This window comes from Pseudomonas sp. MF5691 (assembly GCF_016405645.1).
Lineage (GTDB): Bacteria > Pseudomonadota > Gammaproteobacteria > Pseudomonadales > Pseudomonadaceae > Aquipseudomonas > Aquipseudomonas shahriarae.
Map to the genome: position 1 here is coordinate 48645 of NZ_JAEKDC010000022.1, position 16465 is coordinate 65109.

General features: G+C 62.6%; 18 protein-coding genes. 7 read left to right on the forward strand and 11 right to left on the reverse strand.

Features of this window, described 5'->3' with window-relative positions; genetic code table 11:
* Nucleotides 1–76 precede the first annotated feature (76 nt).
* Nucleotides 77–898 (forward strand): AraC family transcriptional regulator, encoded by an 822-nt coding sequence (locus JFT44_RS23545; protein ID WP_057436815.1) that lies wholly within the window; start codon nt 77–79, stop codon nt 896–898.
* A gap of 1 nt (nt 899) precedes the next feature.
* On the opposite strand, the gene JFT44_RS23550 is transcribed toward JFT44_RS23545, so the two are convergent.
* Nucleotides 900–1487, reverse strand: coding sequence for a LysE family translocator (locus tag JFT44_RS23550; RefSeq protein WP_057445062.1), 588 nt, complete (start codon nt 1485–1487; stop codon nt 900–902).
* 97 nt (nt 1488–1584) lie between these two features.
* Complete coding sequence (locus JFT44_RS23555) at nt 1585–2181, reverse strand: NUDIX domain-containing protein (RefSeq protein WP_198799301.1); 597 nt, start codon at nt 2179–2181, stop codon at nt 1585–1587.
* Nucleotides 2182–2364: 183 nt separating this feature from the next.
* Between JFT44_RS23555 and JFT44_RS23560 the strand changes: the two genes are divergently transcribed.
* Together JFT44_RS23560 and JFT44_RS23565 are read left to right on the forward strand one after the other, a co-directional pair.
* Nucleotides 2365–3534 (forward strand): diguanylate cyclase, encoded by a 1170-nt coding sequence (locus JFT44_RS23560; protein WP_198831246.1) that lies wholly within the window; start codon nt 2365–2367, stop codon nt 3532–3534.
* A 74-nt stretch (nt 3535–3608) separates the two neighbouring features.
* Entirely contained in the window at nt 3609–4493 is an 885-nt protein-coding gene (locus tag JFT44_RS23565; RefSeq protein ID WP_057959388.1) for an alpha/beta hydrolase, read from the forward strand.
* Between the two features lie 202 nt (nt 4494–4695).
* Here the strand turns inward: JFT44_RS23565 and JFT44_RS23570 are convergent, their stop codons facing one another.
* Together JFT44_RS23570 and JFT44_RS23575 are read right to left on the reverse strand one after the other, a co-directional pair.
* Nucleotides 4696–4908 carry a PLDc N-terminal domain-containing protein gene (locus JFT44_RS23570; RefSeq protein ID WP_057959387.1) on the reverse strand — a complete coding sequence of 71 codons (213 nt, stop codon included), beginning with the start codon at nt 4906–4908 and terminating at the stop codon, nt 4696–4698.
* A gap of 105 nt (nt 4909–5013) precedes the next feature.
* Nucleotides 5014–5223 carry a DUF3079 domain-containing protein gene (locus JFT44_RS23575; RefSeq protein WP_057436825.1) on the reverse strand — a complete coding sequence of 70 codons (210 nt, stop codon included), beginning with the start codon at nt 5221–5223 and terminating at the stop codon, nt 5014–5016.
* Nucleotides 5224–5399: 176 nt separating this feature from the next.
* Between JFT44_RS23575 and JFT44_RS23580 the strand changes: the two genes are divergently transcribed.
* From JFT44_RS23580 to JFT44_RS23595, 4 genes are read left to right on the forward strand one after another with little or no spacing between them, the layout of a single operon-like run.
* On the forward strand, nt 5400–5930 hold the full coding sequence (locus JFT44_RS23580; RefSeq protein ID WP_057959386.1) for an iron transporter: 531 nt from the start codon (nt 5400–5402) through the stop codon (nt 5928–5930).
* Nucleotides 5931–6254: a cupredoxin domain-containing protein gene (locus tag JFT44_RS23585; RefSeq protein WP_198831247.1), complete on the forward strand. Its 324-nt coding sequence runs from the start codon at nt 5931–5933 to the stop codon at nt 6252–6254.
* A 17-nt stretch (nt 6255–6271) separates the two neighbouring features.
* A complete protein-coding gene (locus JFT44_RS23590) occupies nt 6272–7114 on the forward strand; it encodes an FTR1 family protein (protein WP_057959385.1) in 843 nt (280 codons plus the stop codon).
* Nucleotides 7115–7146: 32 nt separating this feature from the next.
* Nucleotides 7147–8472, forward strand: a complete 1326-nt coding sequence (locus JFT44_RS23595) for a 4Fe-4S binding protein (protein WP_169989837.1) — start codon at nt 7147–7149, stop codon at nt 8470–8472.
* 194 nt (nt 8473–8666) lie between these two features.
* On the opposite strand, the gene JFT44_RS23600 is transcribed toward JFT44_RS23595, so the two are convergent.
* The 7 genes from JFT44_RS23600 to JFT44_RS23630 form a co-directional block, all read right to left on the reverse strand.
* Nucleotides 8667–10286 carry a methyl-accepting chemotaxis protein gene (locus JFT44_RS23600; protein WP_057959384.1) on the reverse strand — a complete coding sequence of 540 codons (1620 nt, stop codon included), beginning with the start codon at nt 10284–10286 and terminating at the stop codon, nt 8667–8669.
* A 100-nt stretch (nt 10287–10386) separates the two neighbouring features.
* On the reverse strand, nt 10387–11082 hold the full coding sequence (locus tag JFT44_RS23605; protein ID WP_057436833.1) for an anaerobic ribonucleoside-triphosphate reductase activating protein: 696 nt from the start codon (nt 11080–11082) through the stop codon (nt 10387–10389).
* The gene (gene nrdD, locus JFT44_RS28930; protein ID WP_038441552.1) at nt 11079–11234 is read right to left on the reverse strand and encodes an anaerobic ribonucleoside-triphosphate reductase; all 156 of its coding nucleotides are present in this window, start codon (nt 11232–11234) and stop codon (nt 11079–11081) included. Before nrdD ends, JFT44_RS23605 begins: the two co-directional genes overlap by 4 nt.
* Nucleotides 11235–11298: 64 nt before the next feature.
* On the reverse strand, nt 11299–13293 hold the full coding sequence (locus tag JFT44_RS23615) for a ribonucleoside triphosphate reductase (RefSeq protein WP_186625158.1): 1995 nt from the start codon (nt 13291–13293) through the stop codon (nt 11299–11301).
* Nucleotides 13294–13389: 96 nt separating this feature from the next.
* A complete protein-coding gene (locus JFT44_RS23620; RefSeq protein ID WP_128592999.1) occupies nt 13390–14442 on the reverse strand; it encodes a YhcG family protein in 1053 nt (350 codons plus the stop codon).
* 120 nt (nt 14443–14562) lie between these two features.
* On the reverse strand, nt 14563–15549 hold the full coding sequence (gene moaA, locus JFT44_RS23625; RefSeq protein WP_198831248.1) for a GTP 3',8-cyclase MoaA: 987 nt from the start codon (nt 15547–15549) through the stop codon (nt 14563–14565).
* 1 nt (nt 15550) lies between these two features.
* Nucleotides 15551–16465: a peptidylprolyl isomerase gene (locus JFT44_RS23630; protein WP_057436839.1), complete on the reverse strand. Its 915-nt coding sequence runs from the start codon at nt 16463–16465 to the stop codon at nt 15551–15553.

Genomic DNA, 16465 nt, shown 5'->3' on the forward strand with positions numbered 1-16465 from the left:
CCGGCTTCTACATAAGGTCGGCGGCGTATTTATGTGCAATCATCGTGGTCCTACAAGGTCCCCCGGAGATTGCACCATGGCGCTGCCCGACCTCGCCGCCCCACGCTTCTGGCGTGATGCCAGCCTGCCGTTTATCGAGGCGCGTACCATCGAGGATGGGCGCAAGGTCTGCTACACCCGGCATGCCCACGACCACTTCTCGATTGGCGCGATCACCGCCGGGCAAAGCCTTTATCTCCATGGCCCGGACACCTTCCACATCCGCGCCGGCACTGTGGTGCTGATGAACCCGGGCGATGTGCATGCCTGCAACCCCATCGACGACCAACCCTGGTCGTATCACATGCTCTACATCGACACGCCCTGGCTGACCGATCTGCAACACCAGTTGGGGTTTGCCAGTGACTTGGGCTTTCGCCGCTTCGACGCGACCCATACCGACGACCCGCTGCTGTTTGCCGGCCTGTTGGAGCTGTACACCGTGCTGGTCGACGAGCACACCGAACACCTGCAGAAACACAGCGCCGTGGTGAGTTTTTTCACTGAGGTGCAACTGCGCCTGAACCCGGCTGCCGAGCCTGTACGCGAGGTCAATCACAAGCTGGAACACGCCGCCGAGTACATCCGCGCGCATTGCACCGAGGCGCTGAAGCTGGAAGCAATCTGCCAGGCAGCGCAGCTGTCGCCGTCGTACCTGATTCGCGCGTTCAAGCAGGCTTACGGCATGACGCCCCATGCGTTCCTGATCAACCAGCGCGTCCAGTTCGCCCGCAACCAGTTGCGTAGCGGCCACCTGATTGCCGATGTGGCACTGGCCGCCGGTTTTGCCGACCAGGCGCATCTGCAACGCACGTTCAAGCAACACCTGGCGGCCACGCCGGGGCAATATCGCGGCTGACTCACGCCAGCAACAGGTACACCACGCTGATCACCAGCAACAGCGCCATGGCCCGATTGAACAGGCGCATGCCCCGGGCATTGCTCAGGTAACGACGAAAAAACGTGCCGACATACGCCCAGCACGCCACCGATAGATAGCAAATCACCAGGTACACCGCCGCCAGTTGCCAGACCCGCGCGGCCTCGCCATCGGCCGCAAACAGGCCCATGCCCGCCACGCACGCCAGCCAGGCCTTGGGGTTGAGCCATTGCATGACCGCGCCATAGAGCATCGACGGCGCAACAGCCGCGTCTTGCGCATCCAGCCGGCCGTCGTCCATCGCCAGCTTGTAGGCCATGTACAGCAGAAAGGCCACCCCGCCCCACTGGATGCCCTGGGTCAGGATCGGCCAGCGCACCAGCAGTTCGTGCAGGCCCAGGCCAATCAACACCAGCAGCAAGGTGAAGCCCAAGGCCGCGCCGGCCACGTGTTTCTGGCTGGCGGCAAAACCAAAGCGCGCGCCCGAGCCAAGGGCGACCACATTGACCGGGCCGGGGGTGATGGACGTCGCCAGGGCGAAGGCGGCCATGGACATGATCAAACTCATTGCACTTCCTTTTTTGTAATGACAGGTGGACAGGCCTGTACGCTACGTCCCTGTAGCCAGTGCGTATTGAAGAAAATGCCCCTGGAGGCGCTGGCTTCTACGCGAGGGTCAGCGCCGCCTTGAGCAGCCGCAGCTCCAGGTATTGCAGGAGCATGATGGTCTTGCCATCGACAATTTCGCCGCGGCCAACCATGGCGATGGCCTCGTCGAATCCCAACTCCAGCACCTGAATATCTTCGCCTTCGTGCTCCAGTCCGCCGCCCTCGCCCACGCGGTCGCCAGGTTGGTACTCACCGGTAAAGAAATGAATGCGCTCGGTCACCGAGCCCGGGCTCATGAAGGCCGAGTAGATTTTCTCCACGTGGCCTACGCGGTAGCCGGTTTCTTCCTCGACTTCCAGGCGAATACGTTCCTCGGGGCTGGCGTTGTCCAGCAAGCCAGCGGCGGTTTCGATCAGGTAGCCGTCATGACCATTGACGAAGGTCGGCATGCGGAACTGGCGGATCAGCAACACTGTGCGCTGCAAGGTGTTGTACAGCAGGATGGTTGCACCGTTGCCACGGTCGTACACCTCGCGGGTCTGGGCTTGCCAGCTGCCGTCCCGGCGACGCAGGTCGAAGCTGTATTTTTTCAGCAGGTACCAGTTGTCCGAGAGCAACTCTTCGGCGGTGATGCGTACGGGGCTGTTGTCCATGGGGGGCCTTTTGGTCGCAGGGTCGCGCAGCATGTCGGTGACGCCCTGCCAGCGTCAAGCTGTCCATAGGCCAGCATTGTTATGGGTTATCCAGCTACAATTGCGCCCTTTGTGCACCGGATCACCGCCCAGGCATGTGTCCGACGGGGTGATCTCGACAGTGCATCCTTCGGGGTCAAGGACATGATGCTGCACATACCGACGCTCCTGATAGTTGCCGTCTTCGTTTTTTGCCTGATGGGCTTGCTCACCGTGCATGCCTGGCATCGCGTACGTGAGCCCACCCTGGGCTATCTTGGCGTGATGCTGTTGCTGGCCTCCCTCGGCACGGCGTTGATGGTCGTGCGCGGGGTGGGCGTGGACTTCGTCGCGCTGGTGCTGGGCAATGTGGTGCTCCTGATGAGCGCGGCAATGAACTGGACCGCCATGCGCCTGTTTGTCCAGGGCAAGCCACACCTGCCGGGCATCCTCGCCGGGCCGGCGCTGTGGCTGGTGATGTGCCTGGTCCCGCAGTTCTATGGCTCGATGTCCAGCCGGGTGACCCTGTATTCCCTGATAGCCGCGAGCTACGGCGTGCTGTCGGCCCTGGAGTTGTGGCGCCACCGTCAACACCTGGAAGTGGCCTATCTGCCAGCCGTGGTGCTGATGCTGTTGCATACGACCTTTTACTGCGTGCGCGCCGTGCTCGATCCCGGCATGCCGTACAAGGCCCCGAACGCATTGATGAACGACGGCGTACAGCTTTTTTCGTTCATGCTGTTCGAATCCATGCTGTATGCCATCGGCATCGCCTACGTCACCCTGGCGATGGTCAAGGAGCGCGCCGAACTCAACTTCAAGGCGGCCGCCTTCACCGACGTGCTGACCGGTATCGGCAACCGCCGGGCGTTCATGCTCCATGGCGAACAACTGCTGGCCGATAGCATGCAGCGCGGGCAGCCGGTGACATTGCTGTTGTGTGACCTCGACTACTTCAAGCGCCTGAATGACAGTTTTGGCCATCCCATGGGCGACCAGGCGTTGATCGCCTTCAGCCAACTGACCGCGTCGATCTTGCGCAAGCACGATCTGTTTGCGCGTATTGGTGGCGAAGAGTTTGCCTGCCTGCTGGCCAATACCGATGAACGAGGCGCCGTGCAGGTAGCGGAACGCATTCGCCAGCGGTTCGCCGAGCTGGACCTGCTGGCACCGGGGTTCCTCAGTGTGAGCATCGGGGTGGTGACCACCACGCCGGCCTGCCACGATCTGTCGCGCCTGCTGTCCCAGGCCGACCAGGCGCTGTATCGCGCCAAGGATCAGGGGCGCAATCGCGTGCAGACCGCCTGTAACACTTTGCAAGCAATCGCCCCCTGACGGTGGTCTGAATATTCCCCTCACTGGCCAGGCATCTGGTAAAAATCCGGCTTCGCTCCTGTCCTGGAACCTCCATGGCCTCACGTTTTCTCTCGCGCCTGCGTTTGCGCTGGTTGCCCCTGCTGTGCATGGCATTGCTGATCATCGGCCTGCCCGTGGGCTGCAATGTGCTTCAACACAAGGAGCGCGAGCTGGTGTTTCGCATCGAGCCCGGCACCGCCAGTTGGTACCGCGGCCTGCCGCAAGGCTTACAGGAGTTCGAACTCAAGCCGGCCAGCTTCAAGTCCGGGCAGAGCCTGCATGGCTGGTGGTGGCCGGCGGCGAAAAAAGACGCGCCGGCGATCCTGTACCTGCACGGCGTGCGCTGGAACCTCACTGGCCAGCTGTTTCGCATCGAGCAACTGCACGCCCAGGGCTACTCGGTGCTGGCCATCGACTATCGGGGGTTTGGCCAGAGCCAGGGCGACTTGCCGTCAGAGACCAGCGTCTATGAAGATGCGCGGATTGCCTGGGAGCGCTTCCAGGTGCTGCAACCTGATCCAGGCAAGCGCCTGATCTATGGCCATTCCCTGGGCGGCGCCGTCGCCATCGACCTGGCGGCCGAGTTGGGCCAGCAGGCCGCCGATAAACAGCTGCCGCCGCCGGTGCGCGGGCTGGTGATCGAGTCCACCTTTACCTCCCTGGCCGACGTGGCGGCGGCCGTGGCGAATACCTCGCTGCCGGTGCGCTGGTTGCTGTCGCAGAAGTTTGATTCCATCGACAAGATCGCCGAGATCCATATGCCCTTGCTGGTAGTGCATGGCCTTGACGACCGCTATGTGCCGCCGCGCTTCAGCCAGCAACTGTTTGATGCGGCCCTGGAGCCCAAGCACCTGCTGTTGGTGCCGGGGGCCAGTCATAACAACAGCCTGAGCCTGGGTGGTCGCAGCTATCGCCAGGCGCTCCAGGGTTTGCTGTAGAACAGCGGATCCGGCACCGATTTCAGCGACGCGTGTCAAGCGCAAGCCGCACGCCAAAAGGCTTGCGAACGATCCTGATCAAATATTAACCGCGGGTTGAATCGCCAGCGCTGCCGGGCCCGCGCAAGGTTATCCACAGAGATACCCACGGTTTTCGTGGACAACTCTTTTGGCATTTAAACGATTTTTTTACGCGGGAGGTTCACCGATTGGCGCCGGCGTTTTCCTTGGCAATCGCCTTGGGCCCGGTGATCGCCCACAGAATCATGCCCAGCAGGGGCACGAATACAATCACCACGACCCACAGCATCTTGGTTTCGGCTCGACTGGCACTGCGCAATACGCAGTTGATCGCCCACAACTCAGCCAGCACCAACAGCGTTGCCAAAATAATCCAGATGTATTCGATTTGCATGGTTCACCTCCTGAGGTCATATACCTTAGGGCCAGGGGTGAACGTGAGGGTTCAGAAAAAATGCCAACGACTGCTCAGGCACCTGGCAAGTCCCCTCACCACCGGTCAGCCAGCTTCCGGCACTTTGTCCGTAGCAATCGGCAACTCAATCCCCCAATCACCATGCAGGTACCAATCGTCGCCGATCATCTCGGCCGGATGCATGGTGCGGTCAGCCCCGTTGCCGCAGGCCAGGGAGGTGGTTGCGCAGTAACGGTCACAGCCCCAGCAGATACGTTCGGGGTGTTTGGGGTTGAGCGGGAATGGCTTGGCCATGAGCAGGCTCCACAGCGGTGGGCAGTGATTGGATCCTACGGCTGGCGCCGCCCCACGGCCTTGACCAACGTCAAGAATGGTTATGTGTATATCCCTGGAAACTTGACAGGAATCATTATTATTTACAGCAAAGCTTTCTAGACTCGACTTCTCATTTGCCCTGTCAGGAAGTACCCATGCGTATCCCCTTCACGCTGTCACTGGCCCTGCTGTTGTCGACTGGCGCAGCCGTCGCCAAGGAATACCCGATCGGCGAGCCACAAATGTGCCCTGGCCTGGAAGTCGGCGCGGTCTATCTGCAACCGATCGAGATGGCACCGCCAGGCATGATGCGCGCCACCGCCGATTCGGATGTGCATCTGGAAGCCGATATCCGCGCCACCGCCGACAACCAGCAGGGCTTCCAGGAGGGCAGTTTCGTGCCTTACCTCAACGTGTCGTTCCGCCTGCAGAAACAAAGCGGCGCAAGCCCGATCATCGGTGAGTTCCACGCCATGGTGGCCAACGACGGGCCGCACTACGGCGACAACGTCAAGCTGCTGGGCCCGGGCAAATATCAGCTGACCTTTACCGTGATGCCGCCCAGCGGCCATGGCTCACTGGGCCGACACACCGATAAGGAAACCGGGGTCGCGCCGTGGTTCGAGCGCTGTGAAGTGCACTACGAATTCGTCTACGCGGGGATCGGCAAAAAAGGCGGCTACTGAATGCGCCGCCCCCTCGCCCTCTGCGCCTTGCTGGCCTGTGGCTCGGCCCTGGCCGCGCCCTTGCCCACCTATGAATTGACCCTGCAAGACGGCCACTTCACTCCGGCGCAACTCAAGGTGGCGGCCGGCCAGCGCTTCAAGATCGTGCTGAAAAACATCGGCCAGGGCCCGGCCGAGTTCGAGAGCACACCACTGCGCGTGGAAAAGGTGCTGTCACCGGGGGTCACCACCTTTGTGGTGATCCACCCGCTCAAACCGGGCGCCTATCCCTTTTTCGACGAATTCAACTCACATCTGCCCGAAGGCAGCATCCTCGCCGAATAACGGCCCAGGAGCATTTGATGAATCAATCGATGTTTATCGTCTGGCGCGAAAGCGTCGAGGCGTTGCTGGTGATCGGCATCCTTCAGGCCTGGATCAGCCAGCAGCCCGAGGACTCGCGCCTGGGGCGCTTCCTGTGGGCTGGCGTGGTGCTGGGCCTGCTGTGTTCTGCCGGGCTGGCCTGCCTGATGCTGTGGGCCGGCGAAGCCATGAGCGGGCCTGGCGGCGAATGGTTCCAGGCCGGCATGACCCTGTTGGCAAGCCTACTGATGGTGCAGATGGTGTTCTGGATGCATCGCCACGGGCCGGGCCTGCGCCATACCCTGCTGCGCGAAGCCGACGAGCGCGCGGCACGCCAGGGTGGCCTGGGGTTGCTGTTGCTGGCGCTGCTGGCGGTCAGCCGTGAAGGCAGCGAGACCGTGGTGTTTCTGTACGGCGCCGGCGCCCATCTGGACGGCCCGGCATTGGCTCTCTTCGCCATTGGCGGCGGGCTGGGCCTGGTGTTGGCCGGGCTCACAGTGATGCTGCTGCGTAGTACACGCCGGTTGATTTCCTGGTCGAGTTTTTTCGCCCTCAGCGAGGCTCTGTTACTGCTGTTGGCGGCCTCCTTGCTGGTGGCCGCCGTGGAACGTATCGGCGGGCAACTGCTGGCGATGGACATGCCCAACTGGGTCTACACCCTGGTCGGCGAAGCCTGGTGGGACAGCAGCGTGCTGCTCAGTGACAGCCACGGCCTGGGCGCCGTGCTCGCAGGGTTTGCCGGCTACCGCGCGACGCCCAGCACTATCACCCTGCTGGTGCTGGCGGGGTATTGGTTGCTGGTCGGCCGCGGGCTGTACCGGGCCCGGCGAGCGCCGTTGTGAACACCCCCTGGCTGCAACGCCTGGGGGATGGCATGCGCCGCCATGCGCGGGTGATTCGTGGCGTGCAATGGGCCGTGGTGCTGTTCTACGCCGGGCTGCTGGTAGTGCCGGCGTGGCTGCCGCTGCCCGACAGCCAGGCACGCCTGCTGGATAACCTGACGCTGCTGGCACAGTTCCTGTTCTGGGGCCTGTGGTGGCCGTTCGTGGTGCTGTCCATCGTGTTGTTCGGCCGCGTGTGGTGCGGCGTGCTCTGTCCCGAGGGCTCCTTGAGCGAATGGGCCAGCCGCCATGGACGTGGCCTGGGCATTCCGAACTGGATCCGCTGGGGCGGCTGGCCCACGGTAGGCTTCTGCCTGACCACCCTCTACGGCCAGTTGATCAGTGTCTACGACTACGCCCAGGCGGCCCTGCTGATTCTCGGCGGTTCGACCGTGGCCGCCGTGCTGGTGGGGTTGTTGTTCGTGCGCGGCAAACGGGTGTGGTGCCGCTACCTGTGCCCGGTCAGCGGTGTGTTCGCCCTGCTCGCGCGCCTGGCACCGGTGCATTTCCAGGTCGACGAACAACGCTGGAAAGCCAACGACGGCCCGCGCCTGCCCTTGCCCAACTGCGCGCCGCTGCTGGACATCCGCCGCCTGCAAGGCGCCAGCGATTGCCACGCCTGCGGGCGCTGCAGCGGGCAACGGGGCGCGGTGCAGTTGATTGCCCGCTCATGCAATAGCGAAATCCTCCAGGCCCCACGCAAACCCGCGTTGGCCTGGGATACGCGCTTGTTGCTGTTCGGGGTGATCGGCCTGGCGATGGGCGCCTTCCAGTGGACCGTCAGCCCATGGTTTATCACGCTCAAGCAGTCCCTGGCGCAGTGGCTGGTGGAGCGCGACTGGCTGTGGCCATTGCAGGACAGCGCGCCCTGGTGGCTGTTGACCCATTACCCCCAGGCCAACGACAGTTTCAGTTGGCTGGACGGCTTTTGCATCGTCGCGTACCTGGGCGCCAGCAGCCTGCTGATCGGCGGCGCCTTGATGGGGCTGGTGCGCCTGGCCGCAAGAATCAGCGGTGATCGTGCACGGTATTGGGCCCTGGCGTTGACCTTGACGCCCCTGGGCGGTGCGGGGCTGTTCCTCGGGCTGTCGGCCACCACGGTGAAGTTGTTGCGCTACGAAGGGTTGCTGCTCGAATGGGTCCAACCGGCGCGCGGCGCATTGCTGGTCGGGGCTGTCGGCTGGTGTGTGTGGCTGGCGTGGACACAGCTGGCCGATCTACCCCTGGCGCGACGCTGCACTGCCTCGGCTTGCCTGCTACTGGGTAATGGGCTGGTGGCGTATGGCTGGTGGCTACAGTTCTGGGGCTGGAACCTGTAAGACGCCGTTCAGTCAAGCGAACGCAATTCTCAAAGCGGCGCAGACCCCCTGTGGGAGCGGGTTTACTCGCGAAAGCCGTGGGTCAGTCAACATTAATGTTGACTGGCCCGACGTCTTCGCGGGCAAGCCCGCTCCCACAGGGGATCTGCGCTTAACTGAACGGCATTCGGGCAAGCCCGCACACAGGCCCAGCGCTAAACGCGGAATCTGGCGACTGTCAGGTGCAACTCGCTGGCCATTTGCGCCAGCTCATGCCCGGCCGTATCGGTATGCCGGGCCCCCAGCAACACCTGCTCGGACAGGTTGCGAATGCCCACCAGGTTGCGATCCACTTCCCGCGCCACCAATGCCTGTTCTTCGGTGGCGCTGGCGATCATCAGGTTGCGTTCGTTGATCTGCGAGATCGACTGGGTAATCGCTTCCAGCGCCTCGCCCGAGCGCTGTGCCACGCTCAAGGTGGCTCGCACCAGGTCGCTGCTGCCCTGCATCGCGGTCACGGCCTGTTCGGTGTCCAGGCGGATATTGCCGATCATCTGCTCGATCTCCTGAGTCGAGGCCTGGGTGCGATGGGCCAGGGCCCGCACTTCATCAGCCACCACCGCAAAACCACGCCCGGCATCCCCGGCCCGTGCCGCTTCGATGGCCGCGTTGAGCGCCAGCAGGTTGGTCTGGTCGGCAATACTGCGGATCACCTCCAGCACGCCGCTGATGTCCTGCACCCGCCCGGCCAGTTGCTGGATGCGCACCGACGTGCCGCTCACGCCCTCTGCCAGGGTGCTGATCGAGGCGACGGTTTCCTGCACCTGATCACGCCCAAGCTGGGCGGTCTGCGCCGACAGACGCGAGGCTTCGCTGGTGCTGACGGCATTGCGCGCCACCTCATCCACCGCCGCCGTCATCTCGTTGACCGCGGTGGCCGCCTGTTCAATCTCCATACCTTGCGACTGCAGGCTACTGCTGGTCTGGCTACTGACCGCGCTCAACTCCTCGGACGAACTGGCCACGCGGTCCACCGACGCGGCGATCTGGCGCACCATTTCGTTAAGGTTGTGCTGCATCTGCTGCAGGTTCTTCATCACGCTGCCGTCAGCGCTGCCTGCCGTTGGCACTACCGTGGTCAGGTCGCCCTGGGCAATCTGGCTCAACACCCGCGCCGCCTCGTCGGGCTCGCCGCCCAGGGGCCGGGTCACGCTGCGGGTGACAATCACCGCTGCCGCCACCACCAGAGCCACGCACAGCAGGAACAGCCCGAGCATATTGCGCCGCGCGTCGCTGTACAGGGTTTGCGCTGCGTGTTCGCGCTCGGCAAAAATCTGCCCCTGCAGGGCCATCATCGCCTCCAGGCTCTTGAACACCGCCTGCTCGGCGGGTTGTACGTTTTGCTTGAGCTGGGCCACACCCTCGGCATGGGCGCCCTGGCGAATCAGTGCCTGCACCTGGGTAAAGGCGCCCACATAGGCTTCGCGGTGTTTCTTCAGGTCGGCGTAGGCCGCCTGGCCGGCGGCCGTATCGAACAACGGCTCTAACTGAGTAAAGGCGTCGGTGATGCGTTGCCGGGTAGTACCAATGGCCTGCTGGGCCGCCTGGTTATCCTGGTCGATCAGCAAGTCTCGGGTGTTGCGGCCGTTATCGCGCACACCGGTGGCAATCACCATGATCGGGGCGATTTTCGGCCAGTCCTGCTGCACGATCAGCTCCGACTGTTGTTTGAGGGTGCCCAGGTCGTGCAAGGCGTACAACGCCATGCCGGCCAGGGCCAGGGGGGCGATAGCAAAGCCGATGGCGATGCGGCGGGCGGTGGTTAATCGAGTCATGTCATAAGCTCCCTGATGAATACCTGCCCACAAGGGGCAGCATCTTTGTAGATCCGGTGGGAGTTCAGTCGCCACGCTTGAAAGGGGTTGTGCGAAAGGCTCAACCCCGTAAAACAAATGCCGGGAACAGTGCCCGCATTTTTTCCCACAGTTCTGGCAGCAAGGCTTGCGCCGAAACGCTCGGCAACTGCTCATCGAGCATGCGCGCGGTGCGCACCAGCTGCACGGCGAAACGCTTGACTCCTCGTTCCTGCAAACGCTGGGCCAGCAGCAGCAGGCGCTGCGGGTCAATCAGGTGCCAGTGCACGGTGGTGCGGCACTCATAGTCCACGCCGCTGTGCAGCAGCAGGTCGAGGCTGCGCCAATTGGCGGCGCCGCTGCCTTTGACCTGGGTGATCAACTGGCAATCCTCGGCCAGGGCCTTGACGTCAAACCCGACCCAGTCGGCATGAACCAGGGCGTGGCCGAACGCGGCAGGCTTGATCCCGGCACTGTGCAGGCCAATGCGAAAGCCCATATGGCGCACTTCGTCCATGGCTGCCGGCAGGCCTTCCTGCAAGGTCGGTTCGCCGCCGCTGAACACCACGGCGTCCAGCAGGTCCTGGCGGCGTTGCAGAAACAGCAAAACCCGGCGCCAATCCACCTCATCGCTGCCGCGAGGGGGGATCAGGTCCGGGTTATGGCAATACCGACAACGCCAGGCGCAGCCCTGGCAAAACAGTACGCAGGCGAGCATGCCGGGGTAGTCGAGGGTGGTCAGGGGCACCAGGCCCCCGACCCGTAGCGCTCGGCTCATTGGCGCCCGGCCGCAGCGGCACTTTCGGTAAAGTGCGCGCGCTCGCGATGCTCCGATTGCTTGCCGGGATTGAAGGCCGAAACCGGTCGGTGGTAGCCCATCACACGGGTCCAGACTTCACAGCGTTGGCGTTGGGGCTGAGAGGTTTGCATGGTCAATCTCCTTGGGGTGAAGCCAATTGCCAAACCGGCAACAGGCACTTGTGGTAACCACTGATTAATGGGGCAGGCCCAGGGCTTCGTCGCACTTGGGGCAGAACTCGTGTTCGCCCGCCAGGTAGCCGTGCACCGGGCAGATGGAGAACGTGGGGGTTACCGTCAGGTATGGCAGGCGGAAGCGTCCCAGGGCCTTGCGCACCAGTTGCTTGCAGGCCTGGGCCGAGGAAATCTGCTCGGCCATGTACAGGTGCAACACGGTGCCGCCGGTGTATTTGCATTGCAGTTCGTCTTGCAGCTCCAGGGCTTCGAAGGGGTCTTCGGTAAAGCCCACCGGCAGTTGTGAGGAGTTGGTGTAGTACGGCGCATCAAGGCTGCCGGCCTGGAGAATGTCGGGGTAGCGCTTGAGGTCTTCCTTGGCAAACCGGTAGGTAGTGCCTTCGGCCGGTGTGGCTTCCAGGTTGTACAGGTGGCCGGTGTCTTCCTGGAAGCGCAGCAACGTGGCGCGCACATGGTCCAGCACCTGCAGCGCAAACTCGCGGCCACGGGCGGTATGGGTGCCCTCCTCGTCGCCGGTGAAATTACGCAGCATCTCGTGCATGCCGTTCAGGCCAATGGTCGAGAAGTGATTGCGCAAGGTGCCCAGGTAGCGCTTGGTATAGGGATACAAGCCGGCGTCCATATGGTGCTGGATCACTTTGCGCTTGACCTCCAGGCTCTCCATCGCCAGTTCCATCAAGTGGTCCAGGCGTTGCAGCAGGCCACTGGTATCGCCCTTGAACAGGTAGCCCAGGCGCGCGCAATTGATCGTCACCACCCCCAATGAACCGGTCTGTTCCGCCGAGCCGAACAACCCGCCGCCACGCTTGAGCAACTCGCGCACGTCCAGTTGCAGGCGGCAGCACATCGAGCGCACCTGGTTGGGCTGCATATCGGAGTTGAGGAAGTTCTGGAAGTACGGCAGGCCGTAGCGCGCGGTCATCTCGAACAGGCGGTCAGCGTTTTCGCTGTCCCACGGGAAGTCATGGGTAATGTTGTAAGTCGGGATCGGGAAGGTAAACACCCGGCCCTTGGCGTCGCCCGCCTGCATCACTTCGATATAGGCGCGGTTGATCAGCTCCATTTCCACTTGCAGATCGCCGTAGGCAAACGGCATTTCTTCGCCGCCGATAATCGGGATCTGCTCGCGCAGGTCTTCCGGGCAGACCCAGTCGAATGTGAGGTTGGTAAACGGTGTCTGGGTGCCCCAGCGCGACGGCACATTGAGGTTGTAGATGAACTCCTGCACCGCCTGGCGGATCTCGGGGAACGTCAGTTGGTCCTTGCGCACAAAGGGCGCCAGGTAGGTGTCGAACGAACTGAATGCCTGGGCGCCGGCCCACTCGTTTTGCAGGGTGCCGAGGAAGTTGACCATCTGCCCCAGGGCGCTGCCCAGATGCTTGGGTGGCCCGGCTTCGACACGGCCAGGCACGCCATTGAGGCCTTCGTGCAGCAGCGTGCGCAGGGACCAGCCGGCGCAGTATCCCGCGAGCATGTCCAGGTCGTGGATATGCAAGTCCGCCTCACGGTGAGCCTGGCCGATCTCCTGGCTGTAGACCTCGTCCAGCCAGTAATTGGCCGTGACCTTGCCCGACACATTAAGCACCAGCCCACCCAGGGAATAGCCTTGGTTGGCATTGGCCTGCACGCGCCAGTCCTCGCGGTCGAGGTACTCGTTCATCGAGGTGGCGACCTCCACCAGGGTCTTGCGATCCCGGCGCAGGCGCCCGTGCTGCTCGCGGTAGACGATATAGGCGCGCATCGCCATAAAGTACCCGGCATCCATCAACACCCGCTCGACGCTGTCCTGGATCTGCTCCACATCCAGCCGGGCGATCCCGCGCAACCTGGCGAGCACCGCCCCCAACAACAGATCGACCTCGGCCTCCTGATACTCGCCGGTGGCGTTACCGGCGGCGATTATCGCCCGGCGGATTTTTTCGGCGTCAAAGGCGACCTGGGTGCCATCGCGCTTGTGTAGGCGGGTACTGACCAGCGGGCTTGAGGTGATCTGCATTGGGGGCTCCAAACACTACATATAGATTCAATAGTTCGTATAAACACAAGATGCAGTGATGGTACGCAGTGAATGCCGGGTTGCAATTGACCAGGGTCAAGTTTGCGAAGACGTATCGTCACAGGCCAGTTCACGTTCAATCTGTTCAATGCTGGGCAAGCTGATTTGGAGTTCTGCCGGGAGGGAGTCGACCAACTGGTACTCCGCCACCCCGATGGGGCGAGCGCTGTCACGCAAAGCGTATTCAGCCACTATCTTGTTTTTGCTTTTGCACAGCAGCAGGCCGATGGTGGGGCTGTCTTGTGGGTGCTTGAGTTGGGCGTCCACCGCAGCGAGGTAAAAACCCAACTGCCCCAGATGTTCTGGTTTGAACTTGCCCGCCTTGAGCTCGATCGCGACGTAACAGCGCAGTTTCAGGTGATAAAACAGCAGGTCAAGGAAGAACTCCTCGCCGCCCACATCCAGCAGCACCTGCTTGCCGACAAAGGCAAAGCCTGCCCCCAGCTCCAGTAGAAAGTCGGTCACATGCCTGATCAGTGCGCTTTCGATCTCGCGCTCCTGCGCGTCCAGGGTCAGTCCCAGAAAGTCGAAACGGTAAGGATCTTTCAGCGACTCGCGGGCCAAGTCCGACTGGGGCTTGGGCAGCAGGGTTTCGAAGTTGCTGACAGCATTGCCACTGCGCTCGAGCAAACGGGTCTCGATCTGCATGACCAGAATGTTGCGTGACCAGTTGTGTTCAATGGCTTGGGCGGCGTACCAGCGACGGGTTTCGGGGCCGGGTAGCTTATCGAGCAACGCTAATTGGTGATACCAAGGCAATTGTGCAAGCACCCCTTGCACAAACTCAGCGTCCGGCCAGGCTTCAGCAAATGCGCGCATGTACTTGAGGTTGCGTGGCGAAAAACCTTTCATATCAGGAAAAGCTGAACGCAAATCCCGCGCCAGACGCTCGATGACTTTTGCTCCCCATCCCTGCTGCGCCTGTCGGGTCAATATGTCCTGGCCAATCTGCCAGTACAGCAGCACCAGTTCACGGTTTACCGCCAGAGATGCACGCAGTTGGGCAGAGTGGATGCGGCTTTTCAGTTCTTTCAACCAGTCGCCATATCCCTCAGGTGGTGCGGTGAGGCCGTCAGGGGGTCGATTCATACCTAACTCCTTTTCGATAGTGCTCGTTGTAGAAACCGGCAATGGTAACGACCGAAAAAAGCCACGCGGGCCAGCGGAATGCCCTTGATACAAAACAATGGGAACTACCGTTGGCCAGCCTCACCCCCCACTCATATTCATAAACCGCACCACCTGCACCTCGCCCTGCCCGGTGAAATCATGGCGCAATGGCTTGCCCCGCAACGCCTTGTGCAGCGCTTCCACCAACGGCCGGTCATCCAGTGGATAACGGCGTACCAACGCCCGAAAATCCACCGCATTGTCCTGCCCCAGGCACAACAGCAACTGCCCTTCCACCGTCATCCGCACCCGGTTGCAGTTGGCGCAGAAGTTATGGGAGTTGGGCGAGATAAAGCCGATGCGCGTGCGCGGATGGCGGGCCAGGCGCACGTAGCGCGCCGGGCCGCCGCTGTTTTCGGTGCTGTCGAGTAAGCCATGATGCTCGGCGATCACCGCCCTCACCTGTTCGCTGGAGCAAAAGGATTCGCCCCGCGAGCGCCCTACATCGCCCAGCGGCATCTCTTCGATAAAGCTGATATCAATGCCCTGGTCGATGGCGTATTGCACCAGCGCCGGGACTTCATCGAAATTGCGCCCCTTCATCACCACGCAGTTGAGCTTGACCCGCTCGAACCCGGCGTCCCGCGCCGCCTCGATGCCGTCCAGCACCTGGCGCAGGTCGCCGTTGCGGGTAATCGCGCGAAAGCGCTCGGGGTCGAGGCTGTCGAGGCTGATATTCATACGCTTGACCCCAGCCTCTACCAGCGGCCGGGCCAGGCGCCCCAGTTGCGTGCCGTTGCTGGTCATCACCAGCTCACGCAGGCCGGGCAACGCGGCGATATGGCGGCACAGTTCGACAATGCCTGGACGGATCAGCGGTTCGCCCCCCGTCAGGCGGATCTTGCGCACACCCTGGCTGACGAACACCGTCGCCAGCCGTTGCAGCTCCTCCAGGGTCAGGACCTGCTGGCGCGGCAGGAACGTCATGTTTTTCGCCATGCAATACACACAGCGCAAATCACAACGATCGGTCACCGACAACCGCAGGTAGTCAATGGAACGGCCCACACCATCCACCAGGCTCATGTCACTGCACCAACGGCGAGTCGGCGCCCTGCAGCGCGATGCCACGCACATCGGCCGCGCCAATCAGGGTTTGCAGGTATTGCACCAGTGCCTTCTGCCATACCCCTTGCTGCAACTGGGTGCGGATCGCCGTGGCCACCGCCTCGTATGGCAGCGCCTGGCCTTCGATGCGTTGATCGACGCAGATCACATGCCAGCCGTAGCGGCTTTCCAGGGGTTTGCCGGCCAGGCCCGGGGCCAGGGTGAACAACTGGCGCTCCAGCTCCGGCACGGTCTGGCCTTTGCTGACCTGCCCCAGGGAGCCGCCCTGGGCCTTGGAGGGGCACGCCGAATACTGCAGCGCCAGCTCGGCAAAGCTGCCGGGCGACTCTTCCAGGCTCTGCAACAGCACCTCGGCCTGGGCATGGGCCTGATGACGCGCCTCAGCATCATCCGGCGCGCACTCCAGCAGGATGTGGCGCACCGCCAGCAACGGCGCGCTGTGAAAGCGCCCGCGATTGCTCTCGAAGTAGCGCACACAAGTGGCCTCGTCGCAGTCCGGCACCTGGACTTCGCGCTCCAGCAACAGGCGGGTCGCCGCCTCCTCTTCGTTCTCGCCGGCGCCGACCTCCAGTTGCACACCCAACTCGCGAATCCGCTGCTGCAACAGCTCACGGATCACCAGCGCGCGGGCAGCGAGGAAGACCGCCTCCTCGCGGCTTTCAGCCGGGTGATATTGCAACTCCTGGGCCATGTTTTCCGGGGTGATCACCACCCCGTTGACGCTGACAATCGGCCATTCCTGCTCGCTACTGGCGATCAGTTGCGGCTCAACCGCCACCTCGACTTCGGGTACCACAACGTCCACAGCCTTGGCCGAAGAACTGCAACCGCCACCGCCCGCACCGCCGCCACCACATCCGCATCCTGTAGTCAT

Coding starts and splice junctions, on each gene's coding strand:
- JFT44_RS23545 (WP_057436815.1), top strand. CDS start 77: ATGGCGCTGCCCGACCTCGCCGCCCCACGCTTCTGGCGTGATGCCAGC.
- JFT44_RS23550 (WP_057445062.1), bottom strand. CDS start 1,487: ATGAGTTTGATCATGTCCATGGCCGCCTTCGCCCTGGCGACGTCCATC.
- JFT44_RS23555 (WP_198799301.1), bottom strand. CDS start 2,181: ATGGACAACAGCCCCGTACGCATCACCGCCGAAGAGTTGCTCTCGGAC.
- JFT44_RS23560 (WP_198831246.1), top strand. CDS start 2,365: ATGATGCTGCACATACCGACGCTCCTGATAGTTGCCGTCTTCGTTTTT.
- JFT44_RS23565 (WP_057959388.1), top strand. CDS start 3,609: ATGGCCTCACGTTTTCTCTCGCGCCTGCGTTTGCGCTGGTTGCCCCTG.
- JFT44_RS23570 (WP_057959387.1), bottom strand. CDS start 4,908: ATGCAAATCGAATACATCTGGATTATTTTGGCAACGCTGTTGGTGCTG.
- JFT44_RS23575 (WP_057436825.1), bottom strand. CDS start 5,223: ATGGCCAAGCCATTCCCGCTCAACCCCAAACACCCCGAACGTATCTGC.
- JFT44_RS23580 (WP_057959386.1), top strand. CDS start 5,400: ATGCGTATCCCCTTCACGCTGTCACTGGCCCTGCTGTTGTCGACTGGC.
- JFT44_RS23585 (WP_198831247.1), top strand. CDS start 5,931: ATGCGCCGCCCCCTCGCCCTCTGCGCCTTGCTGGCCTGTGGCTCGGCC.
- JFT44_RS23590 (WP_057959385.1), top strand. CDS start 6,272: ATGAATCAATCGATGTTTATCGTCTGGCGCGAAAGCGTCGAGGCGTTG.
- JFT44_RS23595 (WP_169989837.1), top strand. CDS start 7,147: ATGCGCCGCCATGCGCGGGTGATTCGTGGCGTGCAATGGGCCGTGGTG.
- JFT44_RS23600 (WP_057959384.1), bottom strand. CDS start 10,286: ATGACTCGATTAACCACCGCCCGCCGCATCGCCATCGGCTTTGCTATC.
- JFT44_RS23605 (WP_057436833.1), bottom strand. CDS start 11,082: ATGAGCCGAGCGCTACGGGTCGGGGGCCTGGTGCCCCTGACCACCCTC.
- nrdD (WP_038441552.1), bottom strand. CDS start 11,234: ATGCAAACCTCTCAGCCCCAACGCCAACGCTGTGAAGTCTGGACCCGT.
- JFT44_RS23615 (WP_186625158.1), bottom strand. CDS start 13,293: ATGCAGATCACCTCAAGCCCGCTGGTCAGTACCCGCCTACACAAGCGC.
- JFT44_RS23620 (WP_128592999.1), bottom strand. CDS start 14,442: ATGAATCGACCCCCTGACGGCCTCACCGCACCACCTGAGGGATATGGC.
- moaA (WP_198831248.1), bottom strand. CDS start 15,549: ATGAGCCTGGTGGATGGTGTGGGCCGTTCCATTGACTACCTGCGGTTG.
- JFT44_RS23630 (WP_057436839.1), bottom strand. CDS start 16,465: ATGACTACAGGATGCGGATGTGGTGGCGGCGGTGCGGGCGGTGGCGGT.